Annotated in this window: 24 protein-coding genes, 8 tRNA genes and 2 riboswitches (1 of these 34 cut by a window edge); of the genes, 24 read left to right on the forward strand and 8 right to left on the reverse strand. The window is 42.3% G+C overall.

The window, feature by feature from the left end:
- The 8 genes from IRB79_RS03785 to IRB79_RS03820 all read left to right on the forward strand — a co-directional run.
- A tRNA-Phe gene (locus tag IRB79_RS03785) sits at positions 1 to 63 on the forward strand (it extends 13 nt beyond the left edge of the window).
- 22 nt (positions 64 to 85) lie between these two features.
- A tRNA-Tyr gene (locus tag IRB79_RS03790) sits at positions 86 to 169 on the forward strand.
- Between the two features lie 9 nt (positions 170 to 178).
- A tRNA-Trp gene (locus IRB79_RS03795) sits at positions 179 to 252 on the forward strand.
- 11 nt (positions 253 to 263) lie between these two features.
- A tRNA-His gene (locus IRB79_RS03800) sits at positions 264 to 339 on the forward strand.
- Between the two features lie 25 nt (positions 340 to 364).
- Positions 365 to 439 (forward strand) — tRNA-Gln (locus IRB79_RS03805).
- 7 nt (positions 440 to 446) lie between these two features.
- A tRNA-Cys gene (locus IRB79_RS03810) sits at positions 447 to 520 on the forward strand.
- A gap of 14 nt (positions 521 to 534) precedes the next feature.
- Positions 535 to 608: transfer RNA gene (locus tag IRB79_RS03815), tRNA-Gly, on the forward strand.
- 5 nt (positions 609 to 613) lie between these two features.
- A tRNA-Ile gene (locus tag IRB79_RS03820) sits at positions 614 to 690 on the forward strand.
- Between the two features lie 231 nt (positions 691 to 921).
- Here IRB79_RS03820 and IRB79_RS28000 read toward each other — a convergent pair.
- Positions 922 to 1,053, reverse strand: a complete 132-nt coding sequence (locus tag IRB79_RS28000) for a hypothetical protein (protein WP_279401049.1) — start codon at positions 1,051 to 1,053, stop codon at positions 922 to 924.
- A gap of 310 nt (positions 1,054 to 1,363) precedes the next feature.
- On the opposite strand from IRB79_RS28000, the gene IRB79_RS03825 reads away from it, so the two are divergent.
- The 7 genes from IRB79_RS03825 to IRB79_RS03855 all read left to right on the forward strand — a co-directional run bounded on the left by IRB79_RS03825 (position 1,364) and on the right by IRB79_RS03855 (position 6,957).
- A complete protein-coding gene (locus IRB79_RS03825) occupies positions 1,364 to 1,504 on the forward strand; it encodes a cytochrome c oxidase subunit 2A (protein ID WP_243506804.1) in 141 nt (46 codons plus the stop codon).
- 12 nt (positions 1,505 to 1,516) lie between these two features.
- Complete coding sequence (locus IRB79_RS03830) at positions 1,517 to 1,981, forward strand: cytochrome c oxidase subunit II (protein ID WP_243506805.1); 465 nt, start codon at positions 1,517 to 1,519, stop codon at positions 1,979 to 1,981.
- A gap of 14 nt (positions 1,982 to 1,995) precedes the next feature.
- Positions 1,996 to 3,690: a cbb3-type cytochrome c oxidase subunit I gene (locus tag IRB79_RS03835; RefSeq protein ID WP_243506807.1), complete on the forward strand. Its 1,695-nt coding sequence runs from the start codon at positions 1,996 to 1,998 to the stop codon at positions 3,688 to 3,690.
- 60 nt (positions 3,691 to 3,750) lie between these two features.
- Positions 3,751 to 4,380 carry an SCO family protein gene (locus tag IRB79_RS03840; RefSeq protein WP_243506808.1) on the forward strand — a complete coding sequence of 210 codons (630 nt, stop codon included), beginning with the start codon at positions 3,751 to 3,753 and terminating at the stop codon, positions 4,378 to 4,380.
- Entirely contained in the window at positions 4,380 to 4,940 is a 561-nt protein-coding gene (locus tag IRB79_RS03845) for a hypothetical protein (protein WP_243506809.1), read from the forward strand. Before IRB79_RS03840 ends, IRB79_RS03845 begins: the two co-directional genes overlap by 1 nt.
- Positions 4,941 to 5,090: 150 nt before the next feature.
- The gene (locus tag IRB79_RS03850; protein ID WP_243506810.1) at positions 5,091 to 5,879 is read left to right on the forward strand and encodes a DUF2935 domain-containing protein; all 789 of its coding nucleotides are present in this window, start codon (positions 5,091 to 5,093) and stop codon (positions 5,877 to 5,879) included.
- A gap of 208 nt (positions 5,880 to 6,087) precedes the next feature.
- Positions 6,088 to 6,957 carry a cation diffusion facilitator family transporter gene (locus IRB79_RS03855; RefSeq protein WP_243506811.1) on the forward strand — a complete coding sequence of 290 codons (870 nt, stop codon included), beginning with the start codon at positions 6,088 to 6,090 and terminating at the stop codon, positions 6,955 to 6,957.
- Between the two features lie 36 nt (positions 6,958 to 6,993).
- On the opposite strand, the gene IRB79_RS03860 is transcribed toward IRB79_RS03855, so the two are convergent.
- Complete coding sequence (locus tag IRB79_RS03860) at positions 6,994 to 7,413, reverse strand: hypothetical protein (protein ID WP_243509201.1); 420 nt, start codon at positions 7,411 to 7,413, stop codon at positions 6,994 to 6,996.
- 228 nt (positions 7,414 to 7,641) lie between these two features.
- On the opposite strand from IRB79_RS03860, the gene IRB79_RS03865 reads away from it, so the two are divergent.
- Positions 7,642 to 8,178 (forward strand): DUF3267 domain-containing protein, encoded by a 537-nt coding sequence (locus IRB79_RS03865; protein WP_243509204.1) that lies wholly within the window; start codon positions 7,642 to 7,644, stop codon positions 8,176 to 8,178.
- A gap of 381 nt (positions 8,179 to 8,559) precedes the next feature.
- Here the strand turns inward: IRB79_RS03865 and IRB79_RS03870 are convergent, their stop codons facing one another.
- Positions 8,560 to 10,194, reverse strand: coding sequence for a bifunctional metallophosphatase/5'-nucleotidase (locus tag IRB79_RS03870; protein ID WP_243509207.1), 1,635 nt, complete (start codon positions 10,192 to 10,194; stop codon positions 8,560 to 8,562).
- Between the two features lie 153 nt (positions 10,195 to 10,347).
- Here IRB79_RS03870 and IRB79_RS03875 point away from each other — a divergent pair, with 153 nt between their 5' ends.
- From IRB79_RS03875 to IRB79_RS03905, 7 genes are all read left to right on the forward strand, one after another.
- Complete coding sequence (locus IRB79_RS03875) at positions 10,348 to 10,632, forward strand: hypothetical protein (RefSeq protein WP_243506812.1); 285 nt, start codon at positions 10,348 to 10,350, stop codon at positions 10,630 to 10,632.
- Positions 10,633 to 10,818: 186 nt separating this feature from the next.
- A riboswitch (TPP riboswitch) is annotated at positions 10,819 to 10,933 on the forward strand.
- 127 nt (positions 10,934 to 11,060) lie between these two features.
- Positions 11,061 to 12,845: a phosphomethylpyrimidine synthase ThiC gene (thiC, locus tag IRB79_RS03880; protein ID WP_243506813.1), complete on the forward strand. Its 1,785-nt coding sequence runs from the start codon at positions 11,061 to 11,063 to the stop codon at positions 12,843 to 12,845.
- 22 nt (positions 12,846 to 12,867) lie between these two features.
- Positions 12,868 to 12,977: riboswitch (TPP riboswitch) on the forward strand.
- Positions 12,978 to 13,067: 90 nt separating this feature from the next.
- The gene (locus IRB79_RS03885) at positions 13,068 to 13,676 is read left to right on the forward strand and encodes a thiamine phosphate synthase (protein ID WP_243506814.1); all 609 of its coding nucleotides are present in this window, start codon (positions 13,068 to 13,070) and stop codon (positions 13,674 to 13,676) included.
- Entirely contained in the window at positions 13,676 to 14,815 is a 1,140-nt protein-coding gene (gene thiO, locus IRB79_RS03890; RefSeq protein ID WP_243506816.1) for a glycine oxidase ThiO, read from the forward strand. Before IRB79_RS03885 ends, thiO begins: the two co-directional genes overlap by 1 nt.
- Positions 14,812 to 15,015, forward strand: a complete 204-nt coding sequence (gene thiS, locus IRB79_RS03895; protein WP_221879872.1) for a sulfur carrier protein ThiS — start codon at positions 14,812 to 14,814, stop codon at positions 15,013 to 15,015. Before thiO ends, thiS begins: the two co-directional genes overlap by 4 nt.
- Before the next feature lies 1 nt (position 15,016).
- Positions 15,017 to 15,784, forward strand: a complete 768-nt coding sequence (locus tag IRB79_RS03900) for a thiazole synthase (RefSeq protein WP_243506817.1) — start codon at positions 15,017 to 15,019, stop codon at positions 15,782 to 15,784.
- Positions 15,781 to 16,800 (forward strand): MoeB/ThiF family adenylyltransferase, encoded by a 1,020-nt coding sequence (locus IRB79_RS03905; protein WP_243506818.1) that lies wholly within the window; start codon positions 15,781 to 15,783, stop codon positions 16,798 to 16,800. The genes IRB79_RS03900 and IRB79_RS03905 overlap by 4 nt, the downstream gene beginning before the upstream one ends.
- 209 nt (positions 16,801 to 17,009) lie before the next feature.
- Here the strand turns inward: IRB79_RS03905 and IRB79_RS03910 are convergent, their stop codons facing one another.
- On the reverse strand, positions 17,010 to 17,201 hold the full coding sequence (locus tag IRB79_RS03910) for a VOC family protein (RefSeq protein WP_243506821.1): 192 nt from the start codon (positions 17,199 to 17,201) through the stop codon (positions 17,010 to 17,012).
- A 20-nt stretch (positions 17,202 to 17,221) separates the two neighbouring features.
- Positions 17,222 to 17,386 (reverse strand): VOC family protein, encoded by a 165-nt coding sequence (locus IRB79_RS28135; RefSeq protein ID WP_347815347.1) that lies wholly within the window; start codon positions 17,384 to 17,386, stop codon positions 17,222 to 17,224.
- Between the two features lie 141 nt (positions 17,387 to 17,527).
- Between IRB79_RS28135 and IRB79_RS03915 the strand changes: the two genes are divergently transcribed.
- On the forward strand, positions 17,528 to 17,887 hold the full coding sequence (locus IRB79_RS03915) for a hypothetical protein (RefSeq protein ID WP_243506822.1): 360 nt from the start codon (positions 17,528 to 17,530) through the stop codon (positions 17,885 to 17,887).
- Between the two features lie 25 nt (positions 17,888 to 17,912).
- On the opposite strand, the gene IRB79_RS28005 is transcribed toward IRB79_RS03915, so the two are convergent.
- From IRB79_RS28005 to IRB79_RS03925, 3 genes are all read right to left on the reverse strand, one after another.
- Positions 17,913 to 18,044, reverse strand: a complete 132-nt coding sequence (locus IRB79_RS28005) for a hypothetical protein (RefSeq protein ID WP_275720988.1) — start codon at positions 18,042 to 18,044, stop codon at positions 17,913 to 17,915.
- A 196-nt stretch (positions 18,045 to 18,240) separates the two neighbouring features.
- Positions 18,241 to 19,959: a sensor histidine kinase gene (locus tag IRB79_RS03920; protein WP_243506823.1), complete on the reverse strand. Its 1,719-nt coding sequence runs from the start codon at positions 19,957 to 19,959 to the stop codon at positions 18,241 to 18,243.
- Complete coding sequence (locus IRB79_RS03925; RefSeq protein WP_243506824.1) at positions 19,946 to 20,662, reverse strand: response regulator transcription factor; 717 nt, start codon at positions 20,660 to 20,662, stop codon at positions 19,946 to 19,948. The genes IRB79_RS03920 and IRB79_RS03925 overlap by 14 nt, the downstream gene beginning before the upstream one ends.
- Positions 20,663 to 20,669: the final 7 nt, after the last annotated feature.

Here is a 20,669-nt window from a genome sequence, read left to right on the forward strand (position 1 = left end):
AGTCGGTAGAGCAAAGGACTGAAAATCCTTGTGTCGGCGGTTCGATTCCGTCCTGAGCCACCATTTCCTAAGTCTTTTCAGACTTGGAGGGGTAGCGAAGTGGCTAAACGCGGCGGACTGTAAATCCGCTCCTTCGGGTTCGGCAGTTCGAATCTGCCCCCCTCCACCATTTTTATATAGGGGTATAGTTTAATGGTAAAACGAAGGTCTCCAAAACCTTTGATGTGGGTTCGATTCCTACTACCCCTGCCAGTAGGATAGTGGCGGTTGTGGCGAAGTGGTTAACGCATCGGATTGTGGCTCCGACACTCGTGGGTTCGATTCCCATCAATCGCCCCATTATTCTTTTTAACAGCATTATTATTGGGCTATAGCCAAGCGGTAAGGCACCGGACTTTGACTCCGTCACCCGCAGGTTCGAATCCTGCTAGCCCAGCCATTTTTAAGGCAGCATAGCCAAGTGGTAAGGCAGAGGTCTGCAAAACCTCCATCCCCGGTTCAAATCCGGGTGTTGCCTCCAAATCATAATCATATGCGGGTGTAGTTTAGTGGTAAAACCTCAGCCTTCCAAGCTGATGATGAGGGTTCGATTCCCTTCACCCGCTCCAACAATGGGCCTATAGCTCAGCTGGTTAGAGCGCACGCCTGATAAGCGTGAGGTCGATGGTTCGAGTCCATTTAGGCCCACCATTATACATACCATTTTCAAACTAATTCCAATAGGGATTAGTTTTTTTGTGTTTGAGAAACTCCTTTATAAAACGGTTATTGGAAATTTTATATTCCTATGTTAAAAGCCCGTCTACTAGAGGTATTTGGTAATTATACTAATACTTATGGCGCAAACTATACTGTGTTTTTATGTGTTTTTTCACCTTTTCTCTACGAAATTCAATCTCTCCTTAGGTTAGTATCGACCACCTAATTTTCATTTGTTTTATCTTCTAACTCTTTTAATCTCTTTTCCAGTTTTTTAACTTTACCATCTGAAAATATTGCAAAAGAGAACGCACCAGCTGCTAATGAAAAAGCCAAAATTACAAAAACATCCAAATTAGCCCCTCCACTTTTATTTTAACGTAAAATCCCAATTCTTTATGTTCATTACATTAACATCTTTTAAAGCCTTATGAAGATTACATGATTTCCAAAACAGGTGAGTTGACTTTTTGTGAACTATTTGTGAACCGTTATGCTTGCCAGTGCAGAATTCAATGGATGAAAGCCTTGATATTACTGTGTTCTTGCTTGGATTTCAGCATTATTGCCTGCGAGAAATATGAAAAAAGTGTGATTCACTTCACTTTTATGAAAACCCTTCTCAACTATGATGTAGGTAACAAAGTTAAGGAGCTGATGGAAGGTGGAAACACGAAAAGTGGACCAGAGCAGTTCAAAAGAACATAACTCTCTAAAGGGTACGTTCTTTTCAGTTACAGTTGTAGGGCTTGGGATCTTTGTTACTTATTTAATCTTGTACGGCCTGTTTATGGCCAGAATATAGGGGGGATAAACAATGATGCATCGTTCTGAAAAGGTATGGCTTATTTTAAGCTTTGGAATGATTATTGGATTCATGTTAATCGCGGGCTACCAGGCATTCGCCTTTGAAATGGGGCCGCCAAGCTATGGAGAGCGAATTGATCCTCAGAAAGTGGATGAAACACCACCGTTTGATAAGCCTGGAATTAAGAAAATTGGCGAAAATGAGTATGAAGTAGTTATGACTCTTCAAGTGTTCAGTTTTACTACAAGTGAGATAGAAGTGCCAGCAGGATCAACAGTTCATTTTACATTGACGTCAAAAGATGTCGTTCATGGGTTTCAGGTTGCGGAAACTAACTTAAATGCAATGGTTGTGCCTGGTTATGTACAAAAAATCACCCAGAAATTTGATAAGCCAGGCGAATATTTGGTTCTTTGCAATGAGTACTGCGGTGCGGGTCATCAAATGATGAGCACGACCATTACGGTGAAATAAAGGGGGGATAGACAGTGGAAACAGTTATTAAACAATCAGGAAAAACACAAGCTATTAAGGAAAAAGCAAATAAAGTTATGGGGATTAGCCTCGAGGATGCAAAATTAACGAAATCATATTTATCTGTTGCTTTCTTAGCCATCCTTCTGGGCGGAATACTTGGACTGCTGCAAGGTCTGAACCGGGCTGGAATGTTCGAATTACCAGCATGGCTGAATTATTATCAGGTTCTTACAGCTCATGGCCTTCTGCTAGTAGTCGTACTGTCGGCGTTCTTCACAATTGGATACTTCTATGCCGGGTTATCCCATACACTGGGCGGCTTGCTTCCTAAGGTCAGAAAGATGGCATGGATTGGCTTCTGGATGAAGATTTTCGGATTTGTCCTAGCGGTGATCCCGATTTTAATGAATGAAGCATCTGTTATGTATACTTTCTATCCGCCAATGGCTGCTTCACCCATTTTCTATATCGGCTTAGTATTTATCGTATTGGGTGTATGGATGTGCGCCTTTGGTGCCTTTATCAATGTGGCCAGCTGGAGAAAGAGAAATCCCGGCCAGCATATCCCGATTCTTTCTTTCTTTGCAACAGGTGTCTTTGTTCTCTTATTCTTTGGAAGCATACCTGTAGCCATTGAGGTTTTTACCATTATTCCATGGGCTTTTGGATGGGTGGAGACAATAAATGTTATGGTTGCACGCACGCTGTTCTGGGCGTTCGGCCATACGCTGGTTAACATCTGGTATTTAACAGCTGTATCTGCCTGGTATGTCATTGTGCCGAAAGTTATTGGCGGCCGAAGATGGAATGACCTCTTAACAAGAATTGTGGTTATTGCACTAGTAATTATGAATATTACCGGCGGGTTCCACCATCAAATTATTGACCCAGGTATTTCTGAACCTGTGAAATATATGCACGTGTTTATGAGTTTGGCAATTGGCTTCCCTTCATTAATGACTGCTTATGCAATGTTTGCAGTCTTTGAACGCACAGCGAGAAGGAAAGGCGGAAAAGGCCTTGTTGGCTGGTATAAAAAGCTTCCTTGGGGAGACGTCAGATTCCTTGCACCATTTATCGCAATGGCTGCTTTTATCCCTGCTGGGGCAGGCGGCATTGCTCAAACTACAAACCAATTGAACCAAGTAGTCCATAACACGATGTGGGTCGTTGGCCATTTCCACTTAACACTTGGCATGTCGGTAGTTATGACGTTCTTCGGCCTTAGCTATTGGCTCATTCCTTATGTATCTAAAAGAGTGCTGACACCGCAGATCAATAAACTTGGGGTTATTCAAACGATTATATGGACGCTCGGTATGATCATCATGTCTGGTGCGATGCACTGGGTAGGGCTGCTTGGATCTCCAAGAAGAACTTCCTATTCAACATATTTTGATAATGCAACTGCTTTAAGCTGGGATCCTTATCTGTTCTTCCTGGCTATCGGTGGCACGCTTCTGATGATTGGTGTACTTATGCAGGTATACGCAGTTTTCTACCTCATGTTCTTTGCACCAAAAGGAAACACAGAGTTCCCTATTGCAGAAGTGGAAGAAGATGAAGCGCCAACACCTAGATGGACAGAACGCTGGGGATTGTGGGTTGTGTGTATGATTGTCCTTGTCGGCATGGCATATGTCATTCCATTGGTCGATTTCATTGTCAATGCGCCTCCAGGTTCACCCCCATATAAAACCTGGTAAGGAAAGAGAGATAGCTCGGCTGCTGGGCTGTCTCTTTCTTTTAAAAGGAAGTGATGAATCATGTTTCCAAAAAATAGAACGGCTTTATCAAGCTTGCTTGTATTGATGTTTGGCGTAGTCCTTTTTTACATTGGCACAGATGGGTTTCAGGCTTTTACTGCTGAAACAGCCAGGGTTAATCAGTTAATGGATGAAAAGCCTCAGTTCCCGGATGTAACGCTTGAAGATAATAATGGAAGGACCTATTCTTTCTCGGAATTTGAAGGGAAGTATGTTTTTATCACTTTTTTATATACTTCATGCGGTACTGTTTGCCCCGAGCTGGAGGTTAATATGTCTGAAGTATATAAACGGATTCCGGAAGAGTATATCGGCCATGACATTCAATTTCTTAGCATCAGTTTTGATCCGGAGAGGGATGATCCCAAAACATTGGATACTTACCGTAAGGCTTTCGGCAGTGACGGAGAAACGTGGAGAATGGCGAGGATTCCGGAACAGCAGGAGCTTGATTCTTTGCTGGACCGGTTTGGCGTCATTGTCATACCGGATGAATACGGCAACTTTGCCCATAACTCGGCTTTTTATCTGGTGAACCCAAAAGGACAGTTAATCGAAGTTATGGATTACACATTGATTGAAGAAGCGGCTGATCGGGTAACAGAGATTCTGCATAGTGGAGGGGAATAATGATGAAGCCATCAGTATACGGATTCCTGCTGCTTCTTGCACTGATTCTCCCGCCAGTAGCTAATTTGCTGGAGTCCATTATGATTACCCATATGCATATGCAAATGCCTTTACTGGTGATCACTGGTTTATTCATGGCGAAATTCTTTCAAATTCGCTTTCCGGAATTCTTTTCAAATTGGAATGAAAACGGAGTGCCGGGTTTATTGCTGTTTTCAATCATTATGGTGTATTGGTCTCTGCCAAGGACAATGGATGAAGCTTTGACGTTTACAAGTGTAGAAGTCTTTAAATTTATCTCACTGCCATTTTTGGCCGGGGTGCCATTGCGGGACAGCTGGCCAAAACTAAGTTCATTTTGGAAGCATGCTCTCATTATTTTCTTTACTATCTTATTTTTAGCTCTGGGATGGCTATATATCTGGTCCCCTGTACAGCTTTGCAATAATTATTTGGTCATCGAGCAGATTACGCTGGGATGGGGTTTTATCTCAACCGCGTTTGCAATGGTTGTATACTTGATTTATAGCTATTTTATGGATTTTTCAAAGTATGAGTAAAAGAATGACTGCTGCTGTGTTGGGAGCAACATTTACGTTTTTCGAATGGTTTTTCTCGTTTTATGAGTAGTGAGGTAAGAAATAAAATGGAATTATGCTAAAAATCATTAATATATATGAGAAGGAGTGAGTAATTGGGGAGGGGAAAAAATGGCGGATCCAATAGTCGTTAGATCGCTGGATGAAATTAAATTTTGGTCCAGGATTATGAAAGAACATGCACTATTTTTAAGTTTGGGGTTTACCTATGAACAGAAACAATTAATTGCCGAAGCACAGCAATTTATCGCTCTATTTGAAAGAATCGAGGAAAAGCTGGCCAGATTTACAGTCAACTCAGAACTTAGCCAGGTCCAGGCATTTAATAACGAGGTTTATCAAGCAGCTGCTGCAATCTGGAGCTATAAGAGGAAAGTGCTGGGGCTGACATTAAGATGCGAAATCCGTTCAAATAATTTTCCTTTATTGATTGACCATATAAGCAGAGAAGCTGCATACTTTGCAAATCGATTAAAAGACCTCAACTCAGGGATACTCGCACCAAAACCGGAAGCCATTATAGAAGAAAATGTCTTCTTTCTAAGGATCATGGCTGACCATGCTAAGTTTATTGGCCATTTACTAGATCCTTCGGAAAGAAAGCTGGTAGAACAGGCAAGAGAGTTTAGCCATGATTTCGACCAATTGGTCTTTCAAGCTGTTGATCTTGACTCTATGCAGCCTGAATCAGAAACGAAACCAATACTTAGCCATTTTTTAAATGAGAATAAAGTATCAGTTGCTTCATTAAGGGACTTCAAGAAAACGGCCAGAGAATTAATAGAGGCCTGCCGGATCAAAAGCAATATTCATCCACTTCTGGCTGACCATACATTTAGAGAAGCAGAGAGATTTTTGGAAATAATTGATTTGTTTGAGGCGAGTCTTAAAAAAGCCTAGATTTGCAGGTGGTTCAAATTCTGTTTCCTCCTTAATGCATATTAAAATGATACAAATTAAGCCAGCCGATTAAGAGGCTGGCTTAATTTTCGCTTGGGCAACTTAATTGCACTTTGCTTATTTATTTAATAATAGACAAAAAGATTGCTCTAGACCCACCCGAATTCCGCTTGGTAATATAAGCAAGGGTAAAGTAGGAGGCTAGAGCATGGAAGAGGAAAAATATCAAAACCTTAAGTTGGGTGAGCGTGCTGCGTCTATTAGTATTGCAGCCTATATATGTCTTTCTGTACTAAAATTAACTATTGGATATGTGAGTGACTCTGCTGCTTTGAAAGCGGATGGGTTGAATAATACAACAGATATTATTGCTTCAATTGCTGTGCTTATAGGGCTTAGGATTTCTCAGCGTCCGCCGGATAAAAATCATGGGTATGGCCATTGGAAGAGTGAAACCATTGCTTCCATGGTAGCTTCATTCATTATGGCTGCAGTAGGTCTTCAAGTTCTGCTGAATGCTGTTTCATCCATGTTTGATGGAGTTCATGAATCTCCTGATATTTTTGCTGCATATACCGGAGTTTTTTCTGGAGCCGCAATGTACTTTGTATACCGATACAATAAAAAATTAGCTATTAAAATTAACAGCAAGGCCGTAATGGCAGCGGCAAAGGACAATATTTCAGACGCATGGGTGAGTATAGGCACTGCCGTCGGGATTTTTGGTTCGCAGCTGAACATGCCATGGCTTGATCCATTAACAGCCATAGTTGTCGGGTTTTTAATATGCAAAACGGCTTGGGATATTTTTGTACAAGCCTCCCATGAGCTTTCAGATGGATTTGATGAAAAAAAGATTAAGCATTATCAGGATGTCATCAAAAATGTAGACGGGGTAAAAGGCATTAAAGATATTAAAGGCAGAAGCTATGGAAACAATGAAGTGATCGATGTGGTCATTCTGGTTAATTCCAAGCTTGATATTAAGGAAGCCCATGATATTGCGACACATGTGGAGAAAGTGATGGTGAAGGATTATGGGGTTTATGATGTTCACGTCCATGTGGAACCGAATTAAAAAAAATGCGTCTCTTAATGAGGCGCATTTCTTTTTCTAGCTGAACATTTTATCCAATTCCCGTAAATGATCATAGGCATTTACCAGGTGCTCAGGTACTATTTTTCTTCCATAATCCCAGGAGTTTTTTTCTATTTCAGACATGAGCTGTTCTTTCTCGTCATCTTCTCCATACATTAGGGTTCTTATATCATGTTTGTTTTTCTTGAAATCCAGATAATAGCCGATTTCATGGTATAGCATCAATTTAACCAGGTTCTCATCTGTTTCTTTAATTTTAAAATTAATTTTGGCTATGTAGCCGTTCACTTTCAGGTAGTTAAACTTAATTGTATTCGTTGAGACGTTGTAGCTCATGGGTGCAGTAAGTGTATTGCTGAACTCGTAATTTATATTGAGACGTTGTCCGTTTAATGTATGTAAAATAATTTTTTCAATATCCCAGATATACAGCACTTTTCTTATCACAGTCCTTTCACAGCGTTCTTGTCTTGATTATACAAGCCTATTAATGCCGGTAACAGTGTTTTCATATACTTTAGGTCCATTTGGGCACAATCGGTAAAAATGAGAATAGGAGAATGAGGCAAAAGAAGGGGAGAAATAGAATGGAAATATCTGAAACTTTTCGGTTTTTGCTCCGTACATTTAAATAGGGTCTTATTTCTTGAGGTGATGAGAATGTTGGAAAAAAGAAAACAATCGGTTGTTTCCATTTCAATGATGAAATTGCAGGTTTATTTATTCATTGCAACGATTGCGCTGGTATTTGGGGTGCTCTTTTTACATGCTGTGATTTATGGCGGAGGGGAAATGTCTTTTGATCTTACAGGTATGCTATTATTTTTAGCTGGTATGGCCGTTATAGTTATTTTGCATGAAGCCATCCATTTGGCAGGTTTTCGCTATATTGGCGGTGTCCCATGGAGCGAAATGTCCTGGGGAGTCAACTTGAAATTGGGTGTAGCCTATGCTCATGCCAAACAGCCTGTTACGGTTCAGCAGATGAAAAAGGTTTTAATGCTGCCTTTCATTCCGACAGGCCTATTACCCCTTGTTCTTGGAATTGCACTAAATATGCCGGGATTATCGATACTAGGGGCGATATTGACTGTTGGATGTTTTGGGGATCTTGTTTTGTATCAAAAGCTCTTAAGATTCTCAAATGATGCACTTGTCATTGACCATCCTACCAAACCGCAGTTTACAGTTTATGAATAGTGATAAAACCGGGAGCATTTCTAGATTCTTGGGCTTCATATTATAAACTTTTATGTTTGTTGTCCCACCCAATAAATATTTGGGTAAAAAAGAAAGCAACTAGGGCCGCCAGTGATGATATGAGGAGGTTTCTCATTGAATCCAGTCCATAAAGCTGGATCCCTATCAATTTGGATGTATTTGTACACAGTCTCCAGTTTTCAAAAACAATGGCTGTCTTATGAAAAAATGGAAAGAAAACACCGAACAGCATGAGAAAATAGATATATTTTTTCATTAACATAATCCTTTCTTTCTGATCCTAATAGAAAGATATGATGCCGATCCTGCTATTAGTATCAAATGGACAAGAAAAAGGACAGTCGCAGAGGCTGTCCTTTTTCAGTCTATTTTCTTTATGCGGCCATCAACCGCTGAGCTGAATGGTTGTGGTAAATTCTGTATATAATTTACTAGGGCATCTAAATCATTTGGTCCGGTCATTCTCTCTTTCCCTTTTCGGAATACTGTAAAATTGTCTCCGCCATCAGCGAGATAGGTATTTACAGTGACCGAATAGATTTTTTTCGGATCAAGTTTTGTTCCGTCAGGCAGATAAATATCTTTTATTTTTTCACCGGCAGGCTGGCTGTCACTCCAGGAATAAGTGAAGCCAGAAATCTGAAGAATTCTTGTTGTATTTGGCTGCCATTGCTGATTGAGGACATCACGAATTTGGCTGCCTGTCAGGTTCATTTTGACCAGTTGATTGCTGAAGGGAAGGACGACATATAAGTTTCCCCAAGTAACACGGCCGGCGTCAATGTCTGCCCGGATTCCTCCTGGATTGATGAAAGCCAAGTCTGTGTTCATCGCTGCCCGCTGGGAATCGGCAATAAGATTGCCCAGGGCTGATTCACCGCTTCTGTTTTGTTCGGCTGTAATTGGAATTGCAGCAGTGCCAATATATCTGTTAACTGCGGGTTCTACTTTTCTTTCATAGCGCTCGATCATCCTGGTTATGTCGCTTGCGGGCTGGATATTCTCTTGAAAAACATTCACAATTTCAGCGTGCTTGCGGACAATCTCCTTTGTCCGGGGATCTATTTCTATATCTACATCAGAAAAGGCAGTGCCATATGAATAGGCCTGCACAAGAAGCTTACCATCCACCACACTGTTCAGATAGGCATGACTATGGCCTCCGAAAATAATATCCACTTCGTCATCCGCCTGATGGGCCAACTCTATTAACTGGCCTCTGGCATGCTCCCCATTTGGTTTTGATTTGCCTGGAACATGGGCTAGTACCACAATGGCTCTTACTCCTTGTCTTTTAAGTTCTCGGGCATACTTGTTGATGGCTTCAGCTTCATCGGTGAAGATCAGACCTTTCACACTGTTAGGTGCGGAAAGAGACGGTGTTTCTTTCATGATGACTCCGATAAATCCAATTGGGATACCGCTAACGTTTAATATTTTATATGTAGGAAGGATGGGCTTGCCTGACTTTTGACTGATGACATTGGCTGCAATCCAAGGGAAATGGGATCCGGAATAATCTTTTGTTGCTGAAGGGCTGCTGCCACTTAGCAGGCGAAGCAGCTCTTCAGATCCTCGGTCAAATTCATGATTGCCGATAGTGCCGATATCAAACCCCATCTTATTCAAAAATTCAATAGTCGGTTCATCCCGCAGAAGAGCGGATACTGGCGGGCTAGCTCCAATCATGTCGCCAGCATGAAGCAAAATGGTGTTTTCATTTTCAGAAGCACGCTGCCGCAAATAGGCAGCGAGGTAATCTGCGCGTCCTGCTGGTCTATCGTTAACCTGCCGAGTGACATTCAGCTGTCCATGGAAATCATTAATACCCAGCAATTGAATTTGCTTGTATGGTGCTTCTTTACGTTCTTCAACATGTCCGTGATATTCTTCAGAAAGACCCTGCTGATCCCATTGTTCTTTTTCTGCAGGCTGCCCGCTGTATAGGGGCATTCCCAGAAAGCTAAATAATATAAGGGAGAAAAGTACTTTCATCATTCATCCTCCAGTATATGTGGCAGGGATAGTATTTGCAGATATTAGGTATTTAATCGGGTGATGGGCAATTAGAGATCAGAAAAGTTTGGCCTCCTGCCAAAAGGGTAAGGTCTTAAAGAAACATAATACTGCAAAAGGAGATGACAATACATGAATGATAAGAAGCTATGGCTATCAGTTCCATTGAGTGCAGGATTATTGTTGGCAGGGTGCGGAACGGATGAACAGGATCCGCCGCCGGAAACGGAAGATGTGGAATTGGAAGATAATCAGATGGAAGTAAACAATAATGAAGATAGTGAAATGCAGGATCCTGGGACATCAGAAGAATCTGATATTGAGGAGCCAGGCATGAATGAAGAATCACCACAAGATGAAGAGAGTATGGATGAAAGTGATATGGATATGAATGATGAGGAGTCTGACGGGAACTAACCTGCATAATTCACGGAAAACGTCTGCCACTGGCAGGCGCTTTTGATGTTCATTCAGAAGTAAAAAGCCTGAATTAAGGAAACGAGGTTAGGAGCAGAATAAAGGTAAAATTTTTCATCTGACAGAATTCTGAAAAAATTCCTTTCATTATTTTCCGCAATTCTGTATACTATAATTGAATTAAATAGCAATAACTAGGGGTGCCCAATAGCTTGGGCTGAGAAAGAAACGCGTTTAAGTTTCTTGACTCTTTGGACCTGATCTGGATCATACCAGCGTGGGGAAGTTAGAATGTGCAAAAGTTTTTTTGTGCAATAACATCTGCGGTTAAGCCGGTCCATCTTTATGTGGACCGGCTTTTTTACATATCTGGCACTTCCTTGGTTCCAGGTCTCGTCCTTACATTTTTAATAAGGGAGATATGATCAATGACTGCAAGTTCATTAAATCAGAAGAGCATTTCCATTATGTCGAGCTTTACTGGCAGCAAAAAAGTATATGTGGAGGGATCCAGGACTGATATAAAGGTTCCGATGCGTGAGATAGAATTAAGTCCCACTACCGGAAATTTTGGAGAAGAAATCAATGAGCCGGTTCGCGTATATGATACGAGCGGACCTTATACGGATCCTCAATATACGGCAGATCTAAAAAAAGGGCTTCCTGCATTAAGAAGAAAGTGGATTCATGAACGCGCGGATGTTGAAGAGTACGAAGGCCGAAGAGTGAAGCCCGAGGATAATGGGTTTCGGGACGAAAATGATCCGCGTGCTAATCATAAGGTCTTTCCTGGCTTAAACCGCAAGCCATTGAGAGCGAAAAAAGGGAAGAATGTTACCCAGCTTCACTATGCCAAAAAAGGAATTATTACTCCGGAGATGGAGTTTATAGCCATTCGGGAAAATATGGAACCGGAATTTGTGCGGTCTGAAGTAGCAAGAGGGCGGGCGATTATTCCTTCCAATATCAATCATCCTGAGACAGAGCCAATGATTATCGGAAGGAATTTTCACGTGAAAATTAATGCGAACATTGGAAACTCGGCTGTTTCATCCTCTATTGAAGAAGAGGTAGAGAAAATGACCTGGGCTACCCGATGGGGAGCAGATACAATTATGGATCTGTCTACAGGCAAAAATATTCATACTACACGTGAATGGATTATCAGAAACTCCGCCGTTCCGGTCGGTACTGTTCCCATTTATCAGGCACTTGAAAAGGTTAATGGCATTGCTGAGGATCTTACTTGGGAAGTATACAGGGATACCTTAATCGAACAAGCAGAGCAGGGGGTTGACTATTTTACAATTCATGCAGGTGTCCTTTTGAGGTATGTTCCGCTGTCAGCAAAACGCTTGACCGGAATTGTGTCGAGAGGCGGATCCATTATGGCCCAATGGTGCCTGCATCATCATAAAGAGAACTTTTTATATACACACTTTGAAGAAATCTGCGAGATCATGAAAGCTTATGATGTGGCCTTCTCCCTGGGGGATGGACTGCGGCCGGGATCGATTGCAGATGCAAATGACGAGGCTCAATTTGCAGAGCTCGAAACACTTGGGGAGTTGACTAAAATTGCTTGGGAACATGATGTACAGGTAATGGTCGAGGGACCTGGCCATGTTCCAATGCATTTAATCAAAGAGAACATGGATAAACAATTGGAGATCTGCAAAGAAGCGCCATTCTACACACTTGGACCACTTACGACTGATATAGCCCCGGGATATGACCATATTACCTCTGCCATCGGGGCTGCCATGATAGGCTGGTATGGTACGGCAATGCTTTGTTATGTTACCCCTAAGGAACATTTGGGTTTGCCAAATAGGGACGATGTGCGCGAGGGTGTCATCACGTATAAAATTGCAGCCCATGCTGCAGATCTGGCAAAGGGACATCCTGGAGCGCAAAAAAGGGATGATGCCCTGTCAAAAGCCCGTTTTGAATTCCGTTGGAGAGATCAATTCAATCTCTCATTGGATCCTGAGCGCGCTTTGGAATACCATGATGAAACACTGCCGGCTGAAGGTGCTAAAACAGCTCATTTCTGTTCCATGTGCGGGCCAAAGTTTTGCAGCATGAGAATTTCTCAGGATATCCGGAATTATGCAAAAGAGCATAAGCTTGGCACGGGTGAAGCGATACAGAAAGGTCTGGAAGAAAAAGCTGAGGAATTTAAAAAGGCTGGGGGAAGCATTTATCAGTAGTCTTTTTATAGTTTATAGAAATTATATCCGCTGGGGGTGCCTGTTTGCAGGCTGAGATTAAAGCAAAAGCTTAAGACCCTTGGAACCTGATCTGGCATGAATACCAGCGTAGGGAAGTGGAGTATCGGGGCTGTATTTATTGGGGCCCCATACCGCCGCTTTCTATTTAGAAGGTGGTTTTTTATTTGCAGAAAATCTAAAAATAGCAGGGGAGCAGTCGCTATGAGAAAACAGCTGCATGTTATATCAGATGGAAAGCTTTCTCTAGAGGCCTTCGCTGAAATAGCAGGTGAAGTGGAACCCTTTGCAGACAAGTTCCACTTGAGGGAAAAACATCGAACCTCTAAGGAGCTATATGAAGGAGTTAAGCTGCTTCGTAATAAGGGAATCCCCATTCATAAAATTGTTATAAATGATCGGGTGGATGTTGCATGGACATGTAAAACGGGTGTACATCTTGCTTTTCACAGCCTTCCAGTCCATGTTGTCAAAACGCATTTTCTAGAAATGCCTATCGGATGTTCCGTACATTCTCCTGAAGAAGCAGAAGAGGCTGTAAAACAGGGGGCTGATTATATCCTGTTTGGGCACATATTTAAAACCGATTCCAAGAAGGGAGTCCCGCCAAGGGGTACTGGGTCACTGGAGGCTCTTAAAAAGGCAGTAGATATTCCGGTATTGGCAATTGGAGGCATTAAACCAGAGAAAGTCCCTGAGGTTTTGGAGGCGGGGGCAGATGGCATTGCTGTAATGTCAGGGATTTTGCAGGCAAAGGACCCTGTAGAGGCAGCAAAGCTCTTTTCAAAAAAATTAAATGAGGAGGGGAAATAGTGAGGAAAATGTTTGACGCCGTTATAGTTGGAGGTGGCATTAACGGAAGCTCAATTGCATTTCAACTGGCTAAAAGAGGGTATAAAGTGGCCGTTTTGGATAAGGGGAAAATTGCCGGCAAGGCTTCCGGAGCAGCAGCTGGAATTTTAGGAGCCCAAACGGAACTGACAGAAGACGGCCCGCTATTTCAGTTGGCATGCAAAAGCCGCTCCATGTACCGGAGCCTGATTCCTGAACTGGAAGACTTATCACAAGTGCATATTGGCTATCAAAATAAGGGTGTATATAAAGTGGCGGCTAATAAAGAAGAGGAGCAGGTATTAAAAAGATTGATTGAAAGCCAGCAAAAAGCGGATGAGCAGGCCGAATGGTTTTCGATTGATGACCTGATCAAACGTGAACCGTTCGTATCAAACAAATTGAGGGGTGCCATGTATATACCGAATGACGGACAGGTACAGGCATATGAATTGTCCCTTGCATTTGCAAAAGCTTCAATAGCCCTCGGTGCAGAAATATATGAGTATATGCATGTATCAGATTTTATTTTAAAAGATGAAAAGGTTTATGGGGTCAGAACCAGCCAGGGAGAATTTCTGGCAGATTCTGTTATTATTGCTTCCGGGGCCTGGAGCAGGGAGATTCTTGAAAGAACGGGCCTTGCGCTGCCCATTATTCCGGTTAAAGGCGAGTGCTTCTCGGTCAAGATTGAAAAACCGCTTGTACAGGGGACAATCTTTTCACACGGATGCTATATCGTTCCAAAGCAATCTGGGAGGTTGGTAGTTGGAGCGACGGTTAAGGTAAATTCATTTGATGAGAAGGTGACCTTTGAGGGGATATCCTTGCTGATGGAAAAGGCTCAAAACCTGGTTCCGGATATCGCGAATGCAGAATGGGAACGTGCCTGGACAGGAATTCGTCCGCAATCGGCTGATGGCCAGCCTTTTTTAGGCGAACATCCTGCTTATAGAGGGCTATATATTGCCGCTGGCCATTTTCGAAATGGGATCCTCCTTGCCCCGGCAACAGGTGAACTGATGGCAGACATCCTCGAAGGAAAAACGGAGCAGCCAAATCCTTTTCAGCTGTCCCGCCTTGAATGCATAGTCCATTCGTCAAAAGGGGTGCTTTTATGAATGTTGTCATTAACGGTGATGCTATGGTGCTGCCGGAAACAGTTAATTCTGTTTCACGTCTGCTCGAGCACTTTAATTTGGAGCAAAAGGTAGTCATTGTCGAACTGAACCAGCATATTTTGGATAAATCCACGCATGCTGAAACCATTCTGTCAGATGGGGATCGAATCGAAATTGTACACTTTGTAGGAGGCGGATGATTTGTTGAAAATTGGACCATATGAATTTAACTCACGGCTGCTGCTCGGAACAGGAAAATATCCAAACTTTGATGTGCAAAGGGAAGCTGTTGAAGCTTCGGAAACAGAGGTGCTTACGTTTGCTGTACGCCGTATGAACATTTTTGAAGCGAACCAGCCCAACTTTTTGGAAAAGCTGGACTTAAAGAAATATAAATTACTCCCTAATACGGCAGGAGCAAGTACAGCTGAGGAGGCTGTCCGAATAGCGAGGCTATCCAAAGCTTCCGGGCTCTGCGACATGATTAAGGTTGAGGTTATTGGATGCAGCAAAACGCTTCTTCCCGATCCAATAGAAACAAAAAAAGCAGCGGAAATCCTATTAGACGAGGGATTTATTGTTCTGCCCTATACTTCTGATGATGTCGTGCTTGCTCGAAAACTTGAAGAACTAGGCTGCCATGCGGTCATGCCATGTGCTTCGCCAATTGGTTCAGGGCAGGGAATCATTAATCCTATTAACCTTCAATTTATTACAGAGCAGGCTACTGTGCCGATTATTGTGGATGCTGGAATTGGGAGCCCGGCAGATGCGGCATTGGCAATGGAGCTGGGAGCAGATGGAGTGTTATTAAATACGGCTGTCTCCTCTGCCGATGATCCTGTTAAAATGGCAAAAGCAATGAAACTCGCCATTGAAGCAGGGAGGCTGGGTTATGAAGCAGGCCGGATGCCGAAAAAACGTTATGCATCAGCAAGCAGCCCGGCGGAAGGAATGGTTTTTAGTTGAATGAACGGTACTCCCGCCAGATGTTATTTCCTCCAATTGGTAAAGAAGGACAGAAAAAGCTGAGGGAAAAACACGCTTTAATTGTAGGGGCTGGTGCATTAGGGGCTGCAAATGCAGAAACCCTCACAAGGGCAGGCGTCGGCAAATTAACCATTGCCGATCGGGATTATGTGGATTGGAGCAACCTGCAGCGCCAGCAGCTTTATTGTGAAGAAGATGCTGTCCGAAAATCGCCAAAAGCGATAGCAGCGGCTAACCGCCTAAAAGCCATCAATTCAGAGGTGCAAGTTATCGCCCGTATTATGGATGTAGGAGTACAGGAAATTGAAGAGCTGATTGAGGGTGTTGATTTAATCATTGACTCAACAGATAATTTTGACATTCGCTTTCTGATCAATGATATATCTCAAAAGCACCGGATTCCCTGGATATATGGAGGTTGTGTGGGGAGCTATGGTTTAAGCTATACCATCTTGCCAGGGGTGTCACCGTGCCTGAATTGCCTGATGGACAAATTGCCATTGGGGGGAATTACCTGCGATACGGCTGGTGTTATTCAGCCGGCTATTCAAATGGTTGCGGCTCACCAGTCTGCTGAGGCCTTAAAAATATTGGCAGAAGACTTGGAATCCTTACGCGGGACGCTTGTTTCCTTTGATTTATGGAAAAATCATTTTAGTTCTGTTAATGTTTCTTCCTTAAAAAATCCGCAGTGCTTATCGTGCGGGACTAATCCAGTTTATCCCTTCCTGGACTACAGAAATCAGACAAAAACAGCGCTGCTTTGCGGGAGGGATACCGTTCAAATCAGGCCTTCAGCCCTTCAGGATATGGATGTTGCTTATCTGGAAAAATCCCTGGTCTCTCAAGGAATCAATGTAGAGAGCAACCCTTATTTGCTCTCATTTTCGATCGATCAGGCCAGAGTGGTTGTATTTAAGGATGGAAGAGTGCTGGTTCACGGGGTAAGTGACATTCTACAGGCGAAGAACCTGTATCATCGCTTCCTGGGATAATGAGCTAAGCCTGTCGCTCTAAGAGTGACAGACTTATTTTAGGAAAAATGGGAATTTCGATTAAGACAAAGTACATATAGCATCAAATTATTTTAATATGATTGAAAAAAATGGTGAAAATTTTGAAGGCATTGCTGAAGAAGAAAGCATTTGAAGGAAGAGAAAAAAGACCTGTCCACTCAGCATTTGAAGGACAGGTCTTTTGGGAATTACTTATCCTCTCTCAATAAATAGTTATTTCCATCCTGGTCTTTAAACGTAAACATAGTTCCAAAAGGCATCTTTACCATATCCTCAACTTCCACGCCATTTTGTTTCATTTGTTCATAGGCAGCTTCAATATCAGATGTGCTGAAAAGGATGGATGGGTGGGCAACTGCAGATGGGTTTTGCTGTTCCATGGCTGCCTTTGAATAAAGAACTAAAGTTGTAAATTCATCATTGCTTGGAGCAACTTCAATCCAGGCAGCATTTGGTCCATAGGTTGTTCGAACTTTAGAACAAACCCCATTTTATTCAGCCAGAAATCTTTTGCCTGTTCCTGGTCCTTAACGTATACTGTGATTTTTCCAATTTTATTGATCAAATTAAGATCTTCTTTGATTCCAATCTTATAATAAGGATTTTATCAGTCCATGGCGGCAAAAACAATTTCAGTATAGGATGGTTCGCTTGAATTTATTCATAATTGGAGATAATTACTGTAAACATTGAGAGGAGAGGGATTATGAACATAGATTCCATAAGGTTCACTGATCCTCCTGTCCATCATCAATTTCCGTCATTATATGAGAACTTGGGGCTTCCTGAAGTTTCTTCCTTTATTGAGCAGAAATATGAATTTGATTTTACAATAGGAAAAAAAAAAAGAACTGGGCATGGAAGCATTCGAATGTATAAGCAATATGAAGAGTTTAAGGTGATAATCTCTGAAAAATTGACCGGATTCGGACCAAAAAGGCTTGAAAAGCTGGAGAGTCTGCTGATGGAGGAGGTTAAAGAACGATTTAGCAGCAATATAGAAGCTGAAACTAAAACACGAAAAGTATACCACATGCATTTTGGCCGTAATGACAGGGATAAATAGGGACAGTTTAACTGTCCCATATGGCTTACTTGGTGTTATCTCTTTGGGCTTTTAAAGCGATTCTTTCAAGACCATTTTCTCTGTCATCCGCATATTCTGTATCTTTTGGAAGTGCATTATTCTTATGATCTGATTGACTTTTCTTATTCTTTGCCATGATTTTCACCCCCTTTATAGCCATTAAGGCATCTGCGTTTTTAGTTTGCATTCTTTTTATGAGGCTATGCTTTGCGTTTCTATTTTTAAGTAGTTTTTGATGTGGGACTTAAGTGGGGCCTTATCTTGTTCAATCAAACGTTTGATTGAAATGCAATATACATCAAAAGAGTGCACTCTGCACTCTTTTTTATGTGTTAATTGACTGGCATCATAATCCGGATGAGGGTGCCGTTTTGCGGCTTGCTTTGAACATTGATGGTACCTCCATGGAGGTGGACAAGCTGTTTGGTGATGGCCATGCCTAGTCCTGATCCGCTTCCGGTTTCGCCTGTATGGGTTCCTCTATAGTAGCGGCTGAAGAGCTTTCCGAGTGTGGCGCTGTCCATGCCGATGCCATCATCCTTAATGTTAATGACAATTAGATGCTCTTCTATGGAAGTGAGGCTAACGGAAATGGCTGTTCCTGGCGGGTTATATTTAATCGCGTTGGATATGATATTATCCATAATCCGCTGAAACCATTTGGGATCAATGGAAGCCGTAATGGATTCAGGATGCGGAATGAAATGGAATGTTCTGTCCTGATAGACAGGATCATTAATGTAATAAATGATGATTCGGCGAATGAATTCGTTTAAGTCGGTCGGCACTTTGGCAATTGGCAGAGCATTGTTTTTGAGACGGTAAGTTAAGGTTAAGTCCTCCAGCAGGTCCATCATATAATCCGACTTTTCAGCCATAATGAGGGAGAACTCCTTTGTTTCCTTTTCGGACCATGTGTAATCATTGGAGGCAAGCATTTGAGCATATCCGGAAATGGAGGAGAGCGGAGTTTTTAAATCATGGGAAAGGCCGCTGATCCATTCTTCTCTTGTATTGGCCATAATCCGCTGCTGCTTCTCATTTTGCTGAAGAGTTTCGGTAAGCTGTGTTAAGGTTGCAATTAACTCTTTATAAAGACGGAACTTTCTTTTCAATTTTCCTTTTCTGCTGAGTGTTACCGGCCGGCCATGGACATCTGCAGGCTCCTGATATAGCCCGCTCCCCAGATTTTGAATCCATTTCATTAATGTCAGCAGAGGAACACCGAATTTGCGTGCATACCAGAGAGTTCCGCCCAGAAGCAGCAGGAATGCCAGGATAAAAATGATAAGGAGACTTCTGTTTAGACTTTCAAATAAACTTTTTTCCAGACTGGAAGCCTTATTGTCAGCAGGAATCCCTAATAGGATGGCACTTTCTGTGTTTGGGTCAAAGTATACAGATGGTGTGCTGCTTTCCGTATCCTGCTCTGCGAATAGCTTTCTGACTGAGTATTTGTTCTGCTGATTTTTGGCTCCATACTCATCCACTACATTGCCTTCAGGAGCAATAAGCTGGACCCAGGCATTTCTCCGGGATAGTTCGTTCTCTATGTTTTCAGAAAGGTTCAGCTTCTGTTGTTTCCAATCAACAAGTGGCGATATTTGATTCAGAAGTTTAGTCTCAGCCTTGGCTTTTCCAAAAAGGACAAAATGCGGTTTAGTGCCGATCTTCCAATATGTATAATGGGCTTCACTGCTTTCCCCATAAGTAATGGCGGCGATTTCACTTTTCCTTAACTTTTTAGGAGCTTTGTCCGGCATATTGAAAGTGCCAAGAACCTCCCCGGTTTCATTAATGGCAAGGAGCCATCCATTCTGTTCCTTTGCCAGGCTTTTCAATTCCTCTTTAAAAACAGCTTTCCCGTCTTTAAAGCTAACATGGTCAGATACAAAATAATCCTCAGCATTGGAGAGATCCTGTTTGGATTCGAAATCCATCATTGAAAAACCAAGAAAAGCCCAAAAAGAAATCAGAATGATAAAGAAGAGCACAAAAACGGTAATTAATTGGACAAAAAATTGAAAGATGAATCGTCTATGGATGTTCATGAATACAGCCTTCCGGAACAAATTTATAGCCAAGTCCCCTTACTGTAATAATGTGGCAGGGGCTGCTTGGATTGCTTTCAATTTTCTCCCGGAGCTTTCGGATATGCACCATGACCGTGTTGTCCTCCCCAAATCCTTCTTCTCCCCATACATGTTCATATAGCTGGCTTTTGCTGAAAATCTGATTGGGATGTTTGCTTAAGAATAGGAGAAGCTGGTAGACTTGCGCTGGCAGGTCTATCCTTTTTCCAGAAACAGTAACTTCCCCTGCTGAAGTATTGATCTTAATTCTGCCAAAATCATAGATTGTTTGTACGGGAATAGGCTGACTTCCTTTATGGCGCCGCAAGTGTGCTTTAATTCGCGCAGCTACTTCAAGCGGATTAAAGGGCTTGGTAATATAATCATCTGCTCCAAGGGCAAATCCTGAAAGTTTATCAAGGTCGGTGGATCGTGCAGTCAGAAAGAAGATGGGAGCATCTGTCGTTGCCCTTATTAAAGGGCAAATATCAAAACCGCTGCGGTCAGGGAGCATCACATCCAATAGAATGAGATCATAGGTATTGGCCCGGCAGCGCTCTAATGCCTGTGCGGCAGTAGAGGCGGTATCGATATTTCTGAATTGTTCACGCTGCAGTATCGTGCATAGCATGTGCAAAATGGCTTGTTCGTCATCAACAAGCAGTAATCTTGAATCTTGCATGGTTATT

The sequence above is a fragment of the Cytobacillus oceanisediminis genome (assembly GCF_022811925.1).
Lineage (GTDB): Bacteria > Bacillota > Bacilli > Bacillales > Cytobacillaceae > Cytobacillus > Cytobacillus oceanisediminis_D.

Coding starts and splice junctions, on each gene's coding strand:
- IRB79_RS03830 (WP_243506805.1), top strand. CDS start 1,517: ATGATGCATCGTTCTGAAAAGGTATGGCTTATTTTAAGCTTTGGAATG.
- IRB79_RS03910 (WP_243506821.1), bottom strand. CDS start 17,201: ATGGAACAGCAAAACCCATCTGCAGTTGCCCACCCATCCATCCTTTTC.
- IRB79_RS03870 (WP_243509207.1), bottom strand. CDS start 10,194: ATGAAAGTACTTTTCTCCCTTATATTATTTAGCTTTCTGGGAATGCCC.
- IRB79_RS03920 (WP_243506823.1), bottom strand. CDS start 19,959: ATGAACATCCATAGACGATTCATCTTTCAATTTTTTGTCCAATTAATT.
- IRB79_RS28005 (WP_275720988.1), bottom strand. CDS start 18,044: ATGGCAAAGAATAAGAAAAGTCAATCAGATCATAAGAATAATGCACTT.
- IRB79_RS03850 (WP_243506810.1), top strand. CDS start 5,091: ATGGCGGATCCAATAGTCGTTAGATCGCTGGATGAAATTAAATTTTGG.
- IRB79_RS03845 (WP_243506809.1), top strand. CDS start 4,380: ATGATGAAGCCATCAGTATACGGATTCCTGCTGCTTCTTGCACTGATT.
- IRB79_RS03840 (WP_243506808.1), top strand. CDS start 3,751: ATGTTTCCAAAAAATAGAACGGCTTTATCAAGCTTGCTTGTATTGATG.
- IRB79_RS03875 (WP_243506812.1), top strand. CDS start 10,348: ATGAATGATAAGAAGCTATGGCTATCAGTTCCATTGAGTGCAGGATTA.
- thiC (WP_243506813.1), top strand. CDS start 11,061: ATGACTGCAAGTTCATTAAATCAGAAGAGCATTTCCATTATGTCGAGC.
- IRB79_RS03855 (WP_243506811.1), top strand. CDS start 6,088: ATGGAAGAGGAAAAATATCAAAACCTTAAGTTGGGTGAGCGTGCTGCG.
- IRB79_RS03915 (WP_243506822.1), top strand. CDS start 17,528: ATGAACATAGATTCCATAAGGTTCACTGATCCTCCTGTCCATCATCAA.
- IRB79_RS03925 (WP_243506824.1), bottom strand. CDS start 20,662: ATGCAAGATTCAAGATTACTGCTTGTTGATGACGAACAAGCCATTTTG.
- IRB79_RS03885 (WP_243506814.1), top strand. CDS start 13,068: ATGAGAAAACAGCTGCATGTTATATCAGATGGAAAGCTTTCTCTAGAG.
- thiS (WP_221879872.1), top strand. CDS start 14,812: ATGAATGTTGTCATTAACGGTGATGCTATGGTGCTGCCGGAAACAGTT.